Origin of the sequence: Sulfuricurvum sp., from assembly GCF_028688295.1 — a bacterium.
Classification (GTDB): Bacteria; Campylobacterota; Campylobacteria; order Campylobacterales; family Sulfurimonadaceae; genus Sulfuricurvum.
Window position 1 is genome coordinate 1 of the sequence record NZ_JAQTYM010000022.1, and the last position, 17,830, is coordinate 17,830.

The 17,830-nt window shown below is 38.5% G+C and carries 14 protein-coding genes and 1 pseudogene; 13 read left to right on the forward strand and 2 right to left on the reverse strand.

From position 1 onward, the window contains the following. The 7 genes and pseudogenes from PHR02_RS06430 to PHR02_RS06460 form a co-directional block, all read left to right on the forward strand. A pseudogene (locus tag PHR02_RS06430) lies at positions 1 to 201 on the forward strand (nucleotidyltransferase); the annotation flags it as partial. Then, complete coding sequence (locus tag PHR02_RS06435; RefSeq protein WP_299990357.1) at positions 194 to 325, forward strand: hypothetical protein; 132 nt, start codon at positions 194 to 196, stop codon at positions 323 to 325. The pseudogene PHR02_RS06430 and the gene PHR02_RS06435, both read left to right, overlap by 8 nt. 114 nt (positions 326 to 439) lie before the next feature. After that, positions 440 to 997 carry a YqiA/YcfP family alpha/beta fold hydrolase gene (locus PHR02_RS06440; protein ID WP_299990359.1) on the forward strand — a complete coding sequence of 186 codons (558 nt, stop codon included), beginning with the start codon at positions 440 to 442 and terminating at the stop codon, positions 995 to 997. Positions 998 to 1,102: 105 nt separating this feature from the next. Beyond that, complete coding sequence (locus PHR02_RS06445; RefSeq protein WP_299990361.1) at positions 1,103 to 2,716, forward strand: methyl-accepting chemotaxis protein; 1,614 nt, start codon at positions 1,103 to 1,105, stop codon at positions 2,714 to 2,716. A gap of 184 nt (positions 2,717 to 2,900) precedes the next feature. Continuing rightward, complete coding sequence (gene gdhA, locus PHR02_RS06450) at positions 2,901 to 4,253, forward strand: NADP-specific glutamate dehydrogenase (RefSeq protein WP_299990362.1); 1,353 nt, start codon at positions 2,901 to 2,903, stop codon at positions 4,251 to 4,253. Positions 4,254 to 4,326: 73 nt separating this feature from the next. Continuing rightward, entirely contained in the window at positions 4,327 to 7,455 is a 3,129-nt protein-coding gene (gene ccsA, locus PHR02_RS06455; RefSeq protein ID WP_299990364.1) for a cytochrome c biogenesis protein CcsA, read from the forward strand. A gap of 6 nt (positions 7,456 to 7,461) precedes the next feature. Continuing rightward, the gene (locus PHR02_RS06460; protein ID WP_299990366.1) at positions 7,462 to 8,562 is read left to right on the forward strand and encodes a hypothetical protein; all 1,101 of its coding nucleotides are present in this window, start codon (positions 7,462 to 7,464) and stop codon (positions 8,560 to 8,562) included. Between the two features lie 14 nt (positions 8,563 to 8,576). Here PHR02_RS06460 and PHR02_RS06465 read toward each other — a convergent pair whose 3' ends face one another. Both PHR02_RS06465 and dnaJ read right to left on the reverse strand, forming a co-directional pair. Then, positions 8,577 to 10,316 (reverse strand): HD domain-containing phosphohydrolase, encoded by a 1,740-nt coding sequence (locus PHR02_RS06465; protein ID WP_299990368.1) that lies wholly within the window; start codon positions 10,314 to 10,316, stop codon positions 8,577 to 8,579. A 45-nt stretch (positions 10,317 to 10,361) separates the two neighbouring features. Continuing rightward, positions 10,362 to 11,477, reverse strand: coding sequence for a molecular chaperone DnaJ (gene dnaJ / locus PHR02_RS06470; protein WP_299990370.1), 1,116 nt, complete (start codon positions 11,475 to 11,477; stop codon positions 10,362 to 10,364). A 226-nt stretch (positions 11,478 to 11,703) separates the two neighbouring features. Between dnaJ and PHR02_RS06475 the strand changes: the two genes are divergently transcribed. From PHR02_RS06475 to recR, 6 genes are all read left to right on the forward strand, one after another. Then, positions 11,704 to 15,135, forward strand: a complete 3,432-nt coding sequence (locus PHR02_RS06475; RefSeq protein ID WP_299990372.1) for an ATP-binding protein — start codon at positions 11,704 to 11,706, stop codon at positions 15,133 to 15,135. Between the two features lie 74 nt (positions 15,136 to 15,209). Beyond that, positions 15,210 to 16,211, forward strand: coding sequence for a virulence RhuM family protein (locus tag PHR02_RS06480; RefSeq protein WP_299990373.1), 1,002 nt, complete (start codon positions 15,210 to 15,212; stop codon positions 16,209 to 16,211). Next, a complete protein-coding gene (locus tag PHR02_RS06485; protein ID WP_299990375.1) occupies positions 16,208 to 16,432 on the forward strand; it encodes a hypothetical protein in 225 nt (74 codons plus the stop codon). Before PHR02_RS06480 ends, PHR02_RS06485 begins: the two co-directional genes overlap by 4 nt. 89 nt (positions 16,433 to 16,521) lie before the next feature. Then, a complete protein-coding gene (locus PHR02_RS06490) occupies positions 16,522 to 16,815 on the forward strand; it encodes a nucleotidyltransferase family protein (RefSeq protein WP_299990377.1) in 294 nt (97 codons plus the stop codon). Between the two features lie 31 nt (positions 16,816 to 16,846). Next, positions 16,847 to 17,152, forward strand: coding sequence for a DUF86 domain-containing protein (locus PHR02_RS06495; RefSeq protein WP_299990379.1), 306 nt, complete (start codon positions 16,847 to 16,849; stop codon positions 17,150 to 17,152). Positions 17,153 to 17,186: 34 nt separating this feature from the next. Then, positions 17,187 to 17,756 (forward strand): recombination mediator RecR, encoded by a 570-nt coding sequence (recR, locus tag PHR02_RS06500; RefSeq protein WP_299990381.1) that lies wholly within the window; start codon positions 17,187 to 17,189, stop codon positions 17,754 to 17,756. Positions 17,757 to 17,830 lie beyond the last annotated feature (74 nt).

Sequence of the window (17,830 nt, forward strand, 5' to 3'; positions counted from 1 at the left end):
GATGCTAAAAGTGACATCGATATACTCGTCGAAGCGACACCGCAATTTGCCTCAAAATACGGTTTTCAAGCCTTTGAACGTATCCGTCAAATACAAAATGAACTTAGCAATGCACTCGGCGCAAAAGTCGATTTAGCGGATCGTACAGGGATGGGGAAAACAGCTCAAAAATTTATCATTGATCGGGCGATTTATGTCTAAAGAATCGATCAGTAAAATCTATCTCGAATACATCGAAGAAATTATAAGAGAAGCGGGAAGTATAACGAGAGCACTGGAAGATGCCGTTACCAAACGCCCTCACTATCGCGGAATAATTCAATAAACTCAAGTAGGTTAATGACGGATTATTGAAAATAAAAAGCTTCAAAAATACAAATTGAATATAAAAAGCTTCAAAAACTGAAGTTGATACAAAAATATTCACTAAGGTTGAGTGATGATAATCTACCTACACGGCTTTAGAAGTCATGGAAGAGGGGTAAAGGCGGTTGCGTTGCGACACTTTTGTGAGGAAGAGAACATAGGTTTTATCGCTCCTTCTTTGTCTTCAATCCCTGATCTTGCGATACAGACACTAGAAGATCTGATTGAAGCATTTTTAAAAACAGAACAAGTTTATCTTATCGGATCTTCGTTAGGTGGATATTATGCGATGTATTTTGCTCATAAATACCATCTGCGATGTGTTCTGATTAATCCGGCAATTACTCCTTACTTAACGCTTGAACGTGGCCTCGGTTTTCCTCCTCATGTTTATGATCAAAGCACTTTTGAGTGGAATCGTGCCCATTTAGAAATGCTTAAAAAATACGACATTCCTGAGTACCGTGGTGAGAACGCACTTTTATTGGTTCAAACAGCCGATGAGGTGCTCGATTATACGGAAGCTGTTAAAAAATTAAGTGCTGCTGCCATGATAATAGAAGAGGGAGGTGATCATGGGTACCAAGGGTTCGAACGATATTTACATTTCATCTTAGATTTTTTAGAGTAGTTAAAATAATTTAGAATGTTTATTTTAATGTATATATAGATATTAATTTCTTATAATTGTGTTATTATGTTGAGAATAAATTGTGTAGTAAGGCAGGTGTTTTGTATGCAGATTAAACAGAAATTGATTATTATCAATCTAGGCGCCTTGATCGGTATGCTTTTGGTAGTTGCCATTGCAATGGTTGGGTACGGTTCAGTTTTGGAAAAAACAATTGAGAGTTCACAAGTCACATTAAAACAAATCGACAAAGCTCGTTCCATTCAAGTAGCTTTTAAAAAGCAGGTTCAAGAGTGGAAAAATATTTTACTTCGTGGTGAAAAACCGGAAAAATATGAAAAATATTTAAAAAACTTTACGAAACAAGAAGAGAAAATTCAACAAGAGATCGAAGAACTTAAATCAATTACTGACAATCCAAAAATAGTTGCGATGATTGATGATTTTAGCGCTTCTCACAAAATATTGGGGCAGGAATATCGTCAAGGACTGGTGGCATTTAACGGTGCTTCTTCTGAAAAATACAAAGTTGGTGATAAAGCCGTAGATGGAATTGATCGTGCCCCGACGGACAAACTGGATATTTTGGTTGAAGTGTATCAAAAAGAGTATGTAGAGATGAATGCAGCTATAAAAGTAGAAGCAGTCAATATTAAAACTCTTATATGGGTGGCTGCTTTACTTATTATCGGAATATTAAGCGGCGGTATTTTTATGATCACTAAATCGATAGTCGCATCGGTTAAGATTGCTGAAGAAGGGTGCGAGGTTATCGTGAAGACAAAGGAACTTAACAGACCTATTCCGATTATTAATAATGATGAGATAGGTCATGTGATCGGACATGTCAATAGGTTAATTTCTGAAATGGGAAGTGCGATTATTTCATCCAAAAAATTGGCAAGTGAAAATGCACAGATCGCTTCGGATCTAACTGATACTTCGGCATTGATCAGTGCCAATACGTATGAAATTACATCGATTATTACCCGTACAAATGCTTCGTCTCAGGAAGTCTCTCTTCTCCTTGAATCAAGTAGACAACAATCCAAAGAAACCGGTGAGAGTATCAATCAAGCGAATGAGAAAGCTAAAGGTGCTGCGAATGATGTATTGAATGTGTCTCAATCTTTGCAAACCGCCGTGCAAGATCAGCATGAACTCTCTTCACGGCTGAAACAACTTTCATCTGAAGCGGAGCAAATAAAATCAGTCCTAACGGTTATTTCAGATATCGCAGATCAAACGAATCTGCTTGCGCTTAATGCAGCCATTGAAGCGGCACGGGCCGGAGAACATGGCCGAGGGTTTGCTGTTGTTGCTGATGAAGTTAGAAAACTGGCGGAACGAACACAAAAAAGTCTCTCTGACAGTGGTGCTACGGTAGCAATTATCGTTCAATCGGTGACAGAAAGTACTGAAATGATGTCTAGAAACGCAGATTATATGGAAGCCCTCGGTAAAAAGTCACTTCAAGTTGAAGAGACAATGCGCAATGTTATAGACGTTATGGAAAATTCGGTACGAATGGCACAAGATACGGCTGAATCTGCAAAAATTGGGGCAGAAAAAACAAATATGACAATTGAAAATCTTGCAAATATTGAAGAATGTGCCAAACGCAATAACTCTGGTACTGAAAGACTGTTAGATCAAGCAAAAACACTGGCATCCATCTCGAGTAATCTTTTAGGTGACTTAGTGTCTTTTCGATCGTAATTTTCAAAAACAAGTATAGCTTTTCTCATTTTCACGCTTTACGTGGAAATGTTAATTGATTCTCTATAAGTCTAAATTCAACTAGTAGTATTTTTTAGAGGCATGAAGATATTTTCTAATTTGAATATAATGATGTTTACATCAATATAATGAACCAATTTGTATTCGAAATAAGGAGATATATATGGTCGAAAAAATCTTAGCCAATCTCGAAAAATCAACCTGTGCGGTCGATAATACTTTTTTACAGGCAGTGAGTGAAGTTCTGACTTCATTGGAACCGATTATTAAGAGTGATCCACGTTATGAGCAGTTTGCGATACTGGAGCGTCTCGTTACTCCGGATCGTGTTTTACAGTTCAAAGTCCAATGGCTCGATGATAATAATCAGGTGCATATCAACAATGGTTATCGTATCCAGTTTAATAATTCACTGGGACCCTACAAGGGGGGATTACGTTTTCACCCCAGCGTTACGACCGGAATGTTGAAGTTTTTAGCATTTGAGCAGATCTTTAAAAACTCTCTTACGGGTCTTCCTATTGGTGGAGCTAAAGGGGGATCGGATTTCGATCCTAAGGGGAAAAGTGATTTTGAGATCATGCGATTTTGTCGTGCATTTATGCGTGAGCTTTATCCATTTATCGGGGCACGTGTTGATGTCCCAGCCGGTGACATTGGTGTCGGTAGCCGTGAGATAGGGTATTTGTTCGGAGAGTACAAGCGGATGACACATACCTATGATGGGGTTCTCAGCGGCAAGCCTTATGCTTTTGGTGGTTCATTGATGCGCCCTCAGGCAACGGGGTATGGGGTAGTCTATTTTGCCAAAGAAATGCTCAAAGAGGAGTTGCAAGAGTCGTTGGAGGGGAAAGTGTGTACGGTGAGCGGTGCGGGGAATGTTGCCATTCACACAATCGAAAAACTTCAGCAACTCGGGGCTTTAGCGGTTACTTGTAGTGACAGCGAAGGATCCATTTACGATCCGCGTGGAATTGATTTACATGTACTGCGTGAACTCAAAGAAAATACTTATCGTTTATCGCTTCGTGAGTATGCAATACGCGTCCCCGGATCGGTCTATATACCAAAATCTGAATACCTAGAAAAAACCCATGCCATCTGGCAGATTCCTTGTTTCGCTGCATTTCCGTGTGCAACTCAAAATGAGTTAACATTATTAGATGCTAAAAAATTGTTAGAAAATGGATGTGTGGCGGTAGTCGAAGGGGCAAATATGCCGACTGAACCAGAAGCTATAGAACTTTTCATTCGAGAGGGAGTACTGTTTTCTCCAGGGAAAGCATCGAATGCGGGTGGGGTTGCCGTAAGTGAATTTGAAATGTCTCAAAATGCATCTATGGAGAAATGGGATTTTGAGAAGGTTGACCGTAAACTAGACGAATTGATGCGTCAGATTTACAAGCGGATAGCATTAACGGCAAAGGAATATGGTGTGGAGCGAAACTTTGTAGATGGTGCCAATATCGCAGCCTTTAAACGGGTGGCTGAGGCCATGATTCTTGAAGGGGTTTGATTGTTAATTTTAAATTAACAAACATTTATCCAACACCCACTACAATATCGAATATTTTTCACATAGGTAATCCATGAATAAAGTTCTCACCCTTCTAGGCTCCATGAAAACCATGGCAGCTCTTATGCTCGTTTTTGCCGTTTCTATCGGCTATGCGACGTTTATCGAAAACGATTACGGCTCAATGACTGCTAAAGCAGACGTATACAATGCGAGATGGTTTGAAATCCTTCTCGCGTTACTCGCTATTAATTTGACTCTCAACATCATCAATTTTAAAATGGCTCGTAAAGGTAAATGGCTTGTATTTATTTTTCACGTTGCTTTTTTAATTATCCTCGTAGGAGCAACGGTAACCCGTTATATGGGTTACGAGGGGATGATGCACATCCGTGAAGGCGAAAGCAGTGATGTGATTGTTAGTGCTGAGCCTTATGTTACGTTTAAAGTGACACAAGGAGATAAAACGTATGACTTTAAAGAGGTACTTTTCCTCTCTAAACGTACTTCAAATAGTTTCGAGCGGATGTTGGAGATTGAGGGTAAGCAAATACAGGTGAAACTGGATAGCTTTATGGGGGATGCTAGCTATGAAGCGGTTGCTGATCCAAAAGGTGAACCTCTTTTTAGTTTGATGGTTACCGGAGCGCAGGGGGCACAGCAAGTTTCTCTCAAGCAGGGTGAATTTATCGAAGCAAACGATATTGTGATTGATTTTGATTCGAACAAAACGTTTGATAAACCGATTATTGCTTTAAGTGTTGAGGGGGATAAACCTTATTTGAATGCCCCTGCAACGCTCGCAACGCTGAGCATGGATACCCAAAAAACATCTTCGCTCGCCTCTGGAAAACATGAGATGACCAAACGTACTCTGTTCCAAACTCCACAAAGCGGGTTCGTTCTTCGTGATTTTATCCCGAAAGCGTCGATGAAACTGGTCACTGCTTCTACCAAAGAGAAAAAAGGGCCTATGATGCAACAAGGTTTACACGATGCCCTTACTCTTAGTTTTGCAAGCGGTGATAAAACAGCGACAGAGGTGGTATTGGGCTCAGTGGGTGAGGTCGGTGAAGCCAAAAAAATCGTCTTGAATGACACCGTTATCGAGGTTGCATACGGTTCAATTGAACGTCAACTTCCTTTTTCAATCGCGTTGCGTGATTTTGAGTTAGAACGCTATCCAGGATCAATGTCTCCGGCATCGTATGCGAGTGAAGTGACACTTCTCGATCCGGCTAATCAAGAGAAATTTGATTTTCGTATTTACATGAACCATATCCTCGATTACCAAGGATATCGCTTTTTCCAATCTTCATTCGATCAGGATGAGTTGGGAACAGTTCTCTCGGTGAATCGTGATCCGGGGACGCTTATCACTTATATAGGGTATTTATTACTTGCTATTGGGATGTTTGGAGTGCTTATCGTGAAAAATGGTCGTTTTGCCGCTTTGGGTGAGAAACTCAAATCGATTCAAACCAAAAGTGCAGTTGTGGCGTTAGCGGCAGTACTCTTGGTGATGTTTAATGCAACAAATGCAATCGCTGCGGATGAGGAAAACCCTGTTATCAAAGTAGCAAAAGGGTTTGATAAAGCCCATGCCGATAAATTCGGTCATCTCATCGTCCAAGATTCCAGTGGACGAATGAAACCGATGGATACGTTGTCGCACGAGATTTTGGCAAAACTTAACCGTAATGACACTTTTTTAGGTTTGACATCGAATCAAGTTGTATTGGGGATGATGCTCCGTCCCGATGCATGGCGTGAGATTGCAATCATCCGTACGGGTGACAAAGCGGTTAACAAACTGATCGGTCTTCCAGAAACTGCAAAAACAGCCGCATTTTCACAGTTTTTTGAAGCACCGGATGAAATTGCAGGGTACAAACTGGCGCAATTAGTCGATGAAGCGAATCGCAAAGCACCGGGTAAACGGGATAAATTTGACAAAGCATTACTCAGTGTTGATGAACGGGTAAACGTCGCTTACATGGTCTATACCGGCTCATTGGTACGTATGTGGCCTAAGCCAAACGATAAAAACCATAAATGGGATGCAACCATTGAAGCGTTGCAAAACCTGAGCCCTAAAGAGTCTGAAATTGTCCGTCTTTTGGCTATCGGTTATTTCGGCTCAATAGACGAAGCAATGAAAAGCGGCGACTGGACAAAAGCGGATGAGGCATTAGCACGCATCGATAAATACCAACGTTTCGTGGGTGCGAGTGTGTACCCAAGCGATACGAAGGCTACCGTAGAGATCCTTTATAATAAAGTGAATATTTTCGAACAATTATGGCCTCTTTATTTTGTGGTCGGATTCACGTTGTTGATCTTATCTTTTATCAAAATTATTAAGCCCGCTATTCGTGCGGAGTGGTTGAGTAAAGTCTCTTTCGCTCTCCTTGTTCTTTTCTTTGTCGCACATACGGCAGGGCTTGCAATGCGTTGGTATATTTCAGGACATGCACCGTGGTCAAACGGCTATGAGTCGATGATCTATATCGGATGGGCGAGTGTATTGGCCGGATTTATCTTCTCTAGCCGTTCAGTAATGACGATGGCGGCTACGGCGATTATGACAGGATTGATTCTCTTTGTTGCCCATCTCAACTGGATGGACCCACAGGTGACCAATCTCGTCCCTGTACTTCAATCGTACTGGCTTACTATCCATGTGGCGATGATTACGGCGAGTTACGGTTTTCTAGGTCTTGGAGCGTTATTAGGGATGATTACCCTCATCCTCTTTATCCTCAAAAATTCAGCGAACTCTGATCGTTTAAATCTAGCGATTAAAGAGCTTAACGCGATCAATGAGATGAGTCTTATCATCGGTTTGATACTTCTCACCGTCGGAAACTTCCTCGGTGGAGTTTGGGCAAATGAGAGTTGGGGACGTTATTGGGGATGGGACCCGAAAGAGACATGGGCATTGGTAACGATTTTGGTTTATGCGGTGGTTATTCACTTGCGTATGATCAAAGGAGCGTACAGCGACTATATCTTTAGTGTTGTGTCACTCTTGGCATTTACGTCGGTACTGATGACTTATTTCGGGGTAAACTACTACCTTGCTGGTCTTCATTCGTACGCAAAAGGAGATCCGGTTCCGGTACCTGATTTCGTACCGTGGACTTATGCGGTGATCGCCCTTGTTATTGCGATGGCGTATCCGAAACGCAGTACAAAGTAAAATGTAATGACCGAAGCGTTAAAAGAACTTTTTGACGCGTATAAGCATCTCCCGGTTGGGGTGATGTTTTTTAAAGATCGAAAACTTTTTTTTGTTAATGATCATCTTAGAAATGTGTTACTCCTTCAAAATTTAGGGAGTATCGAAGTGATTCACATCATCGGTGAGATGGTTGGATTAGAAAACTTTTCAGATGAATCTCTATGCGATTTTTTCTTGCACAATAATCTTTTTTTATACCGTGATAAACACTTTCAAATTGATCGCCAATCGTATGATAATATTGAGATATTTGTGATCATCCGTGTAAGCGATGAATCGATAAGTACCATTGATAAAACACGTTCTTTGAGGGAATTGCGTCACGATAATAAGGTAATGAATATACAACTGAGCGATGGTTATCATCAACTGTTACATCAAGCTCTTGGTGATTGGGAAAATAATCATTACCCTTCAACCGTCTTATACAAAGGGATTCCGATTAAGGCTGAGTGTATGATTACAGATGCCTCAGGTGGAGAGATCGCTATCCGAGTCGAAAAAAAACAGTTATCTGCCGCAGGGATCGGGGTCCAGTGGCTAATCGGAAATCGGCGAGACAAGATGGTCCTTGGAACACTCAGTAGATATGATTTATCTCGATCAATGATTTGGTTAAATCATCTGGAAATCATTAAAGACGGATTTCATCTCCGTCATGTTATACGCTACGGTGCATCCTCAGAAGATCAAATGATCCTAACGATCAATGGTAAAAAATATACCGCTATTTTGCATGATATTTCTGAGAAAGGGGTATCGATTCTAAGTGATAACGGAGCACTTTTAGTTGCACTATCATCGGCAAAAGGGAAAACTATCAGTTCAGAATTATTCCTCTCAAATATCAAAATAACGGTTCATGCTGTTTGGCTTTATACGATAGCAATGGAAGAGGGGATACAGATGAAAGCAGCATTTAGTATCGGGTATGACCTGCATAATGGAAGTTTATTGCGAGAATGGCTCAATGTAAAACAGCTTCAGTTGATTAAAGAAGTACGTGCTTTTGTTCAGATGATCCCAACACCAGCTGTAAGTCATGAAGTAGAATGGGTCATTTAAAGAGCTTTTTATTCTTAGCGTTTTGCTAAACGCGCTTGCAAGGCATCCAAATCAGTAAGCATTTCATCGTCTAATTTAATGATAGATACCGTTATATTAATTCCTACCTCTTTGAGCCAGTGGGCGTAGAGATCCCCAATTTGCGGTACTTTATCATCTTTACGGAAGATGATAAAATCATCCCCTTGAAACCGAATAATTGGGAGGTGAGGAAAATAGTCTTGAAGTGTTTGCGCGTAATGTTTGAGAAGATCATCCCCTTTATCCCAGCCGTACGATTTATTAAACTGTCCGATATTACCTAAATTGACTAGCCATAATTGCTGATATTGGTCAAAATCAGGCTCGAAAAAGAGAAAATTGAGATAGGCAGAGGTATAGACCCCGGTTAACGAATCTTTATAAAAATAAGAGAATCGCTCCATCTCCATAGGGGTTGTAGGGCGTTGGGAGTGAGGAATTTCTAACGAGATGTTGGATAGTGCTACTAAAGCCGCGTCGATCACGTCAGCACGGAATTTGATCCCTCTGAGAGATTTTAACTCTTCTAATGCTTCTGAGAGGGATTTACGCCCTTTATAGATACGGTTAGTCGTCATGGCATCGACACAATCAGCGACTGCCATGATTTGAGAGAGAAGCGGTATCGCATCACCGGAAATTTTATTAGGGTATCCGCTCCCATCGAGACGTTCATGGTGATATCGGATGATTTCGGCGATGGAGGCAAAGATATCTACCCGTTTTAAAAGGGCATAACCTGCATTTACATGCTCTTCGATTAAAGCCCGTTCTACAGGTTCTAAAGGACCTGGTTTTAGCAAAATAGAATCAGGAATAGCCACCTTTCCGATATCATGCAAAGCCCCCGCACGGTAGAGTTCTTCTTGTATCTGGTGTTGAAGCCCCATTTTTTTCGCGATTAGTCGTGAATATTCACCGACACGCTGACCATGTCCGGCGGTGTAGTTATCACGCTGTTCGATGAGCGAGACGAGAGAGAAGAGATTTTGTTCGTATAAATCGATTTTTTCTTGGATTCTGTGAACGGATGAGCGGTATCCCCATCGAAAACTTAATAGCCCTAGAACCCATACCAACAGGAATATACTGATGGTTGTAATTAATCCTTTTAAAAAAACATCATCGTATCGATCCATTGTAAGCGAGATGGTAAGTGCACCTCGAATATCCCCTATCTTATACCCTTGATCTCCATGGCATTTCATACATTCGGATTTTATAAAAAATGGGGTCATGTAGCTTAGATACTCTTTATCATCGATTGTGCGAAACTCATAGACATCTTCTTTTGTTCTTGCCAGAGTTTGAAGTGATCTTTGTTCCCAAGTGTCAGGTGCATTTTTAGGATTGATGAATTTGTCGCTAGAGAGGTGGCTCGTGATACCGTAAAGTACGCTGTATTGTTCGGTAATTTGACGCAATGCATAGGCGGGATTAATCAGAGTGAGTTGGATTCCGGATGTTGTGTTTAGATCACGATTTGGGATTTTGAGATAAGGGTTAGGTTGAGTCTCTTTAGAGATAGGGACATAAACACCGCCGTGGGTGGCGACCCATTTACGATAAGCGATGTCTTTATTGATACTAATTTTGGCTTCGAGAAGGGCTAAATCTTGGATCTGTTCGTATTTTTGATAGGTGAGATAGAGGACTATCAGTGCAATAAAGAGTGTCCAGACAACACTGATAATGGTGAAGATGTTGAAAAGCTGTTTTCTATCGGTACGCATCAACACCTTTCGGAGGAGACTATTATTATTTATAATACCGCCAGTTTATTTAAACCAACCTTTCACTTTTTCAAAGGTTGATTCGAAAAGTGATTCATGCGGTTTGGATTCGATCCCAAAACTCTCTTGGAGTTTTTGGAGTAACTCTTCTTGCGCTGTATTGAGACGGTTAGGGTAGGTGAGGTGGATTTGGGCGATCAAATCTCCTTTGCCACGTCCGTGAACATCCGCTACCCCTTCGCCACGGAAGCGGTACTGTTGGCCATCTTTCGTACCTGTTTCGAGTTCCAGTGTAATTTCGCCGTTAAGGGATGGTATCGTGATATCCTCTCCGAGAACTGCTTGGGTGAAAAACACCGGAACTTCGAGATAAATATCATTACCGTTACGGATAAAGTGGCTGTCCTCTTCAACTTCGAACGTCACATACATATCGCCACGTACACCGCTTTTGCCTGTGTTACCGCGTCCCGAAACGCGTAGACGGTTTCCGGTGTCGATCCCTGCTGGGATTTTGATCGTGACGCTCTCTTTGGTCTCTGTGTAGCTTTTACCTTTACAATCACCGCATTTCTCACTCGCCATCGTCCCCTCACCGTGACACGCAGGACACGTTTGGGAGAAGGTCATGAACCCTTGGCGAACGTAGACTTGCCCTTTGCCACCGCATTGACTACAGCTGGTTACTTTGCCGTCTTTGGCACCCGTACCTTTACAGGTTTTGCACGAATTTTTTGTGGTAAATGTCACCTCTTTTTCGCATCCGAAAACCGCCTCTTTGAAGCTCACACGCATCTCCACACCCATATCGAGCGGGAATTTATCCGTTGCCGCACGTGATTGTTTTCGACCACCTCCGGCAAATCCGTTGAACATCTCTTCGAAAATAGAGCCTAAATCATCAAAACCACCGCTTTGACGTCGTCCACCGCCCCCTTGAAGCCCCTCTTTACCGTAACGGTCATAGCGTGCACGTTGTTGATCGTCACTGAGGACTTGGTACGCTTCATTGCAGAGTTTGAACTTATGCTCGGCACTCTCATCATCCGGATTACGGTCAGGATGATAGAGTTTCGCCATTTTGCGATACGCTTTTTTGATCTCATCACCATTCGCATTTTTAGTGACTTCTAAAATTTCATAATAACTCAAATTTTCCACGAATTGACTCCGAAAACATATTTTCGCGCAATTATACCATGTCAAAAAGAGTGTTAGCTTAATTGAGTCATACAGACTAAAGATGAATATCTATATCTAACAAGTGGAGTAAAATTTTAATAGCTTTAAAATGAAACATTTAGCCTCATTTGCATAGAATGTAAAATATTAAATAGTTACGTGTTTAATAGAGAAACAAAAATTAGATGTAAAACAGAGAAATATAATGACAATTATCAATGAACTAAAACGACGAAGTGAAAATACATCAGATGATGTAAAAATTGAATTAAAACTTTACACGCTTGCAGATGATTTAGAAAAAAAAGCCAGAGCACATCTCAAACGAATCACTAATATACTTCCCGAATTTGATATTCATGATGAAAAACATAGCGAAAAAGTAATTTTTAATATCGAACAGTTATTAGGCACTAAAAAGCTCAAAGAATTATCTTCTTATGAGCTATTTTTTCTATATTTAGCTTCTTATTTTCATGATGCGGCTATGGCTCCTTCAGATTGGGAAATATACACTTTAAATCTTACGGAAGGTTCTGATAAATTTAGTTCGTTTGGACATTCTATTAAACATGATTTAAAGACACCATTGAAACTATCGTTAGCAATTGAATTAATAAAAGAAAAAAAAGAGATTCTCTACTCTAAATTTGAAGGCGATGTAAAAGATTGGTTATTTAGCCCGAAGCAAGAAAACACACTTATTGATTACTTAGCTACACTACTTATTGATTACCAAAGTTTTAGAAATGGTTTTACAGATAAAATTAAGAAGATTGAAAATCAAAAAGACTTTGATGATTTGAATGAATATATCCGAATTGATTACATCAGAGCAACCCATCATATCAGAATAGAAGCGTATATTAAAAATTTAGAAGCATCATTTGGCAATGCATTCGAACAGCCTGCTTGGGGAAAAAAGCTAGCGCAAGATTTAGCATTAATTTGTAGATCACATGGAGAAGATGCCAGTTTTATTAATCAGTTTAATGCTAATGCACAATATTATGGTTCTGAGAGTGCCAATTTACAATTTATTGCCATTTTGCTTAGATTAGGAGATATTATCCACTTTAGTTTCGATAGAGCACCTTTTGATTTGCGTTCTTCTCGATTATTCAAATCCGAATATAGTTTTCAAGAATGGGCTGTAAAAAATAGTGGCGTAAATTATACTATTGAAAACGGTGAGATATCTTTTAGAGCATATTGTGAAACACCGGAAACTTATTTTAAATTGCATCAATATATAAAATGGATTGAGTATGAAATACAAAATTATTTTATTTTTCAAAGACAATGGGATAAAAAGTATATAGAAAACCTAAAAGACAAAGTTGATACAAGAAACATAGCAAATGACACAGAAAAATTTCTGCCCCAACTAGGGTTGAGTTTCTCTTTAAATCAAAATAAAATCATTGAGTTGTTGATGGGAGTTGGACTGTATAAGGATAAATTTGCTTGTCTAAGAGAACTCTATCAAAATTCGTTAGATGCCTGCCGTTGTGCTTTATCAGAAGATAAAATAACTGATAGAACATCTAAAGGATTAATTGAATTTTCCCTGATTCAAGAGGAGGATGACATTTATTTATCTTGCTTAGATAATGGGATTGGAATGTCTAAAGATATTATTGAAAGATATTTACTCAAAATAGGTAATTCCTATTATAAATCATCTGATTTCTACAAACAACAAGCTCTTTGGGGAGGCAATTTTACTCCAACATCTCAATTTGGCATAGGTATTCTATCCTGCTTTATGATTGGAACTAAAATAGAAATTACTTCTAAAATGAGAGACAACGATTATGTTTCCTGCTCAATAAATGGACCGCATGAAAACTTTTACTATAAAAGTACAACAGAACTTGAAAAAGAAAAACTTCCTTTTTCTGGTACTTTGATAAAGATACTTTTAAATGATGAAACAAAACAGAATTTATTCAATAGTGAAATCAATAAATTAGGACTCGTATTGTTTGATAAACCAAACCGATTTTCAGACAATTTTGAAAAATATCAATCATACTATAAAAATTGGAAACACCATTTATATAATAAGATAAATGGATTTGTTCACGTAATACCAAATGAGATTGAAGTCAATATTGTTTTGGCAAACAATCAAAAAAAATCAATAATGTCTAAACCGATTGTACTTGATTTGAATGATGATAGATTAGATATTGATGAAGATGATTTAGATTTTATCCATTATGTAGATAACTATAGACGAAGAACTCCTTTAAAAGAAAAATATAGTGAAACAAAAGAATATGTTGAAACATATATCATTGCAATTAATTATAGTACATTGGAATATAAAACAACACTAACTTTACCTAAAAAGAATTTCAATTTTCAAGAGTTAGAAAGCCTATATACTGTCCCAGTGATAAGTAGCACTGGAGTGTGCATTGATGGAATTTATATAAATCACAGTCATTCAGTGGGTTCTGATAATGATTACACTCAAACACTAATACATAGTGGTGTTATGAATTTTACAGGCGAATTAAGACCACAATTATCTGTTGATAGAACTCAGATAGTAAATTATCCAAATGAATGTGAAGTTTTAGCTAAGGGATTAACTGAGTTATTAGTTAAAGAGATTTTAAATATTACAAAAAAGCATATTAATACTTACGAAATAATAGATGATACATTAAGCCTTGCATGGGAATATGTATTTGATAAAATTAATTTTGCTGATACATATTTCATCAATGAATTATCATTAACCGATTATGGAGATATACTTTGGGAAGGTTTAGCAAATACTATCAAGCAAAAAATATCAATTCGAGATTTCTTGTTAGCAGAAAAAATAGAAATTAATAACTTTAACTATTCTAATCTTGATATTTTGAGTCAAAAGCTAGTTTTAACTAAATTAATTAGTTCAAATAAAATTGAAGTGAGTGATGATGCTATATTATTAGAATCTCATGCTTTGTTAACTACAGATTTAATCAGGAAAGGAAGGTCTCCTTCTGAGGATGATATAGTAATATCTTCGGACAAATGGACTGGAACTATTACTGAATATGACATCATTTCCAATCTATATCCGCTTGTACCTAACAGACTATTCTCTATCATTAACCATGAAAGAACTCAAGAAATTAATACTAGAATCAAACGTTTGCATTCTTATAGCAATGGCATAACTGCTTTTTTCAAGCAGAGCCCTTTGTTAATTAAAGAAAATTTAGGATTATATGATGTTGAACATGGTAGTTTCGGAAAAAAGAAAAGTAAAATCAATGCTTTCGATAGAAAACGAACAGATTTTTGGCTTTTTGAATTAAATGAACGAAATTATGAAAATGAAAATAAAGATAGGTATGTTTTAGTTGTTTTTATTTCATCTCAAGAATTAACAACAGAAGAAGAATCCGACTTACAAAAAATTAAAGATACTGATCCATCATATTTTAAAGGTATTAAGGAAGGGTGGAGTTTACTTGTTACTGGAATGAAAAAAGAAAATATTGTCATTATTCCTGGTAAGAGCACTAGAAAAGAATTAGTAGATAAATTATCAGATTCATTTTGGGAAGAATATAAAGAATATTGTTTTAAATTTACAGATGGAACTGCAATGACGAAAGCTATGGAATGAATCTTATAAAAGCTCATTTCATTAGAGTATGAAAAAATATTGCTATACCGAATAATTAATTAAAGGGAACCGATATGGAAGAAGAAAGTAATATTATCATCTACAACACCGCAGACGGCAAAGCCTCTGTTTCGCTCCTTACGAAAGATGGAACGGCATGGCTAAATCAAAATCAACTTGCTGAACTTTTTGCAACCTCTAAACCGAATATCAGTATGCATATATCCAATATATTTGAAGAGGGTGAGCTTGAGAAAGATTCAGTTGTTAAGGATTACTTAACAACTGCCGCTGACGGCAAAAATTACTCCGTATCTCATTACTCTCTTGAAATGATTTTGGCTATTGGATTTCGGGTGCGAAGCAAACGGGGAACACAATTTCGACAATGGGCAGGTAAAAATCTAAGCGAGTATATGATCAAAGGCTTCGTGATGGATGATGAACGGCTCAAAAATCCTGACGGAAAACCAGACTATTTCGATGAACTTTTGGCACGTATCCGAGATATACGAGCTTCGGAAAAACGGTTCTATCAAAAAGTTAGAGACCTTTTTATGATTAGTCGTGATTATGATGCCAGCGACAAAGCGACACAACTGTTTTACGCTGATGCTCAAAATAAACTCTTATTTGCCATTACGGGGCAAACTGCCGCCGAAATTATCGTCAGTCGAGCGAATGCATCAGAAGAGAATATGGCACTTACCAGTTTCAACGGTTCCATAGTCCGTAAGCAAGACATTTATACCGCAAAAAATTATCTTACAGAGGATGAAATTGATAGTTTGAACCGTTTTGTTGTGGTCTTTCTCGAAACCGCAGAACTCCGAGCAAAAAACCGTCAAGACGTGACGATGGATTTTTGGCGGGAAAATATTGACCGTATTATCGAATTCAACGACAAAGAAGTACTCAAAGGGTATGGAAGTATCGGACATGAACAGATGAAAAAAATGGTTGAAAAAGTCTATGAGACATTCGATGCAAAACGCAAAGCTATTGAGGCTGTTGAAGCTGATGAACAAGACCTTGCCGAATTGAAACAGATTGAAGAGAAAGTAAAATCGCGATGAGCATCCAATCTGAAACAATCCTCGAAGCACTAAAAAAAGTTCAAGGTGCTGAAATCCTCCTCTCGATCACGCAGGGGCTCGATGATGTAAAACAAGGTAAAGTTTCCCCTATCGAATCTCTGTGGGATGAGTTGAAGAGTACCTATTCCAAAACCGAAAAAGAGAGTATCAACGATCAGGAACTTATCGAGATTCTCAAAGAGACTATGGATAAGCAATAAACAAATTTAGAAGCAAAAGCCGATTGCTAATGGATAGAGAGATTTTTGGTTATAATCTTTCAAAATAAAGTGGTTTGATAGGGGTTTTTATGACGAAAACGTTTATATTAGACTTTTTAGCACAACATAAAAATGATTTTTCTCAAAAATACGGTGTTACAAAAATAGGGCTTTTTGGAAGCTATGCCCGTGAAGATTTCAAAGATGGCAGTGATATTGATATTGCGATAGAGATGCAAAACGATAAAAAAAGTTTAAACACATTTTTTTCTTTAAAAAGAGAGCTTGAGGCAGCATTTAATCTAAAAGTTGATCTTGGAATAGAGAGCTCTCTCAAAGCTATTGCAAAAGAAAAAATCATGAAAGAGATAGTCTACGTCTAAAAGAGGCGAGCTTCTCTTTTTACAAGATATTTTGGATTCGACGGAAGCTATATTCGAATTCACAAACGGGCTTAGTGTGGATGAATTTTCTATCAATAGACTCGTGTATAGTGCCACCATTCGAGAATTTGAGATTATAGGTGAAGCGACCATTCACCTCTCGGATGAAACACTAGCCAAATATGACCAAATTGTATGGAGAGATTTAAAAGATTTTAGAAATCTTTTGATTCACGAATATTTTGGGGTAGACAGTCAAATAGTTTATAATACAATCAAAAATGATTTACCTCTTTTAAAAAATGTTGTATTAAAAATGATAGAAGATTATTCTTAAACCGATAAGGAACATCCTTTGCTACAATACGACTATGAAACGTTCCCTAGAGAAATTTAACCGCCTCGTCGATGCTCTCCAACAGCTCCCTGCTATCGGGCAAAAGTCTGCCACCCGATTAGCGTACCACATGGTGATGCATGATAGTTTCGGTGCACTCAAACTCGCCCATGCTATCGAAAATGCGATTACTAGCCTCAAAAAATGCCGATCCTGCGGTGGTCTGAGCGAAGATGAACTTTGCTCGATTTGCAGTGATGAGCGACGCAATCACGAAATCCTCTGTATCGTTGAAAATGCCAAAGATATTTTGACGTTTGAAGAGAACGCTCTTTTTGATGGCCGTTATTTCGTCCTAGAAGCCATCGAAGAACTCGATATTTCTCATCTGCGCGGTATTATCAAAAGCGGGATTAAAGAGGTGATTTTTGCTCTCACTCCCTCCATCGCGAATCAGGGGGTAATGCTCTATATCGAGGATAAACTAATCGATTGCGATGTCAGGTTCAGCCGTATCGCACAGGGTGTTCCGACGGGGGTGAGTTTGGAGAACGTCGATATCCTCTCGCTGAGTAAAGCGATGGAAGATCGGGTGAGTATCTAGTATTTTCTTGATTTTTAATAACATTATGTTTTGTTTTTCTATTTTACTTAAGTAATTATTAATAATATAATAAA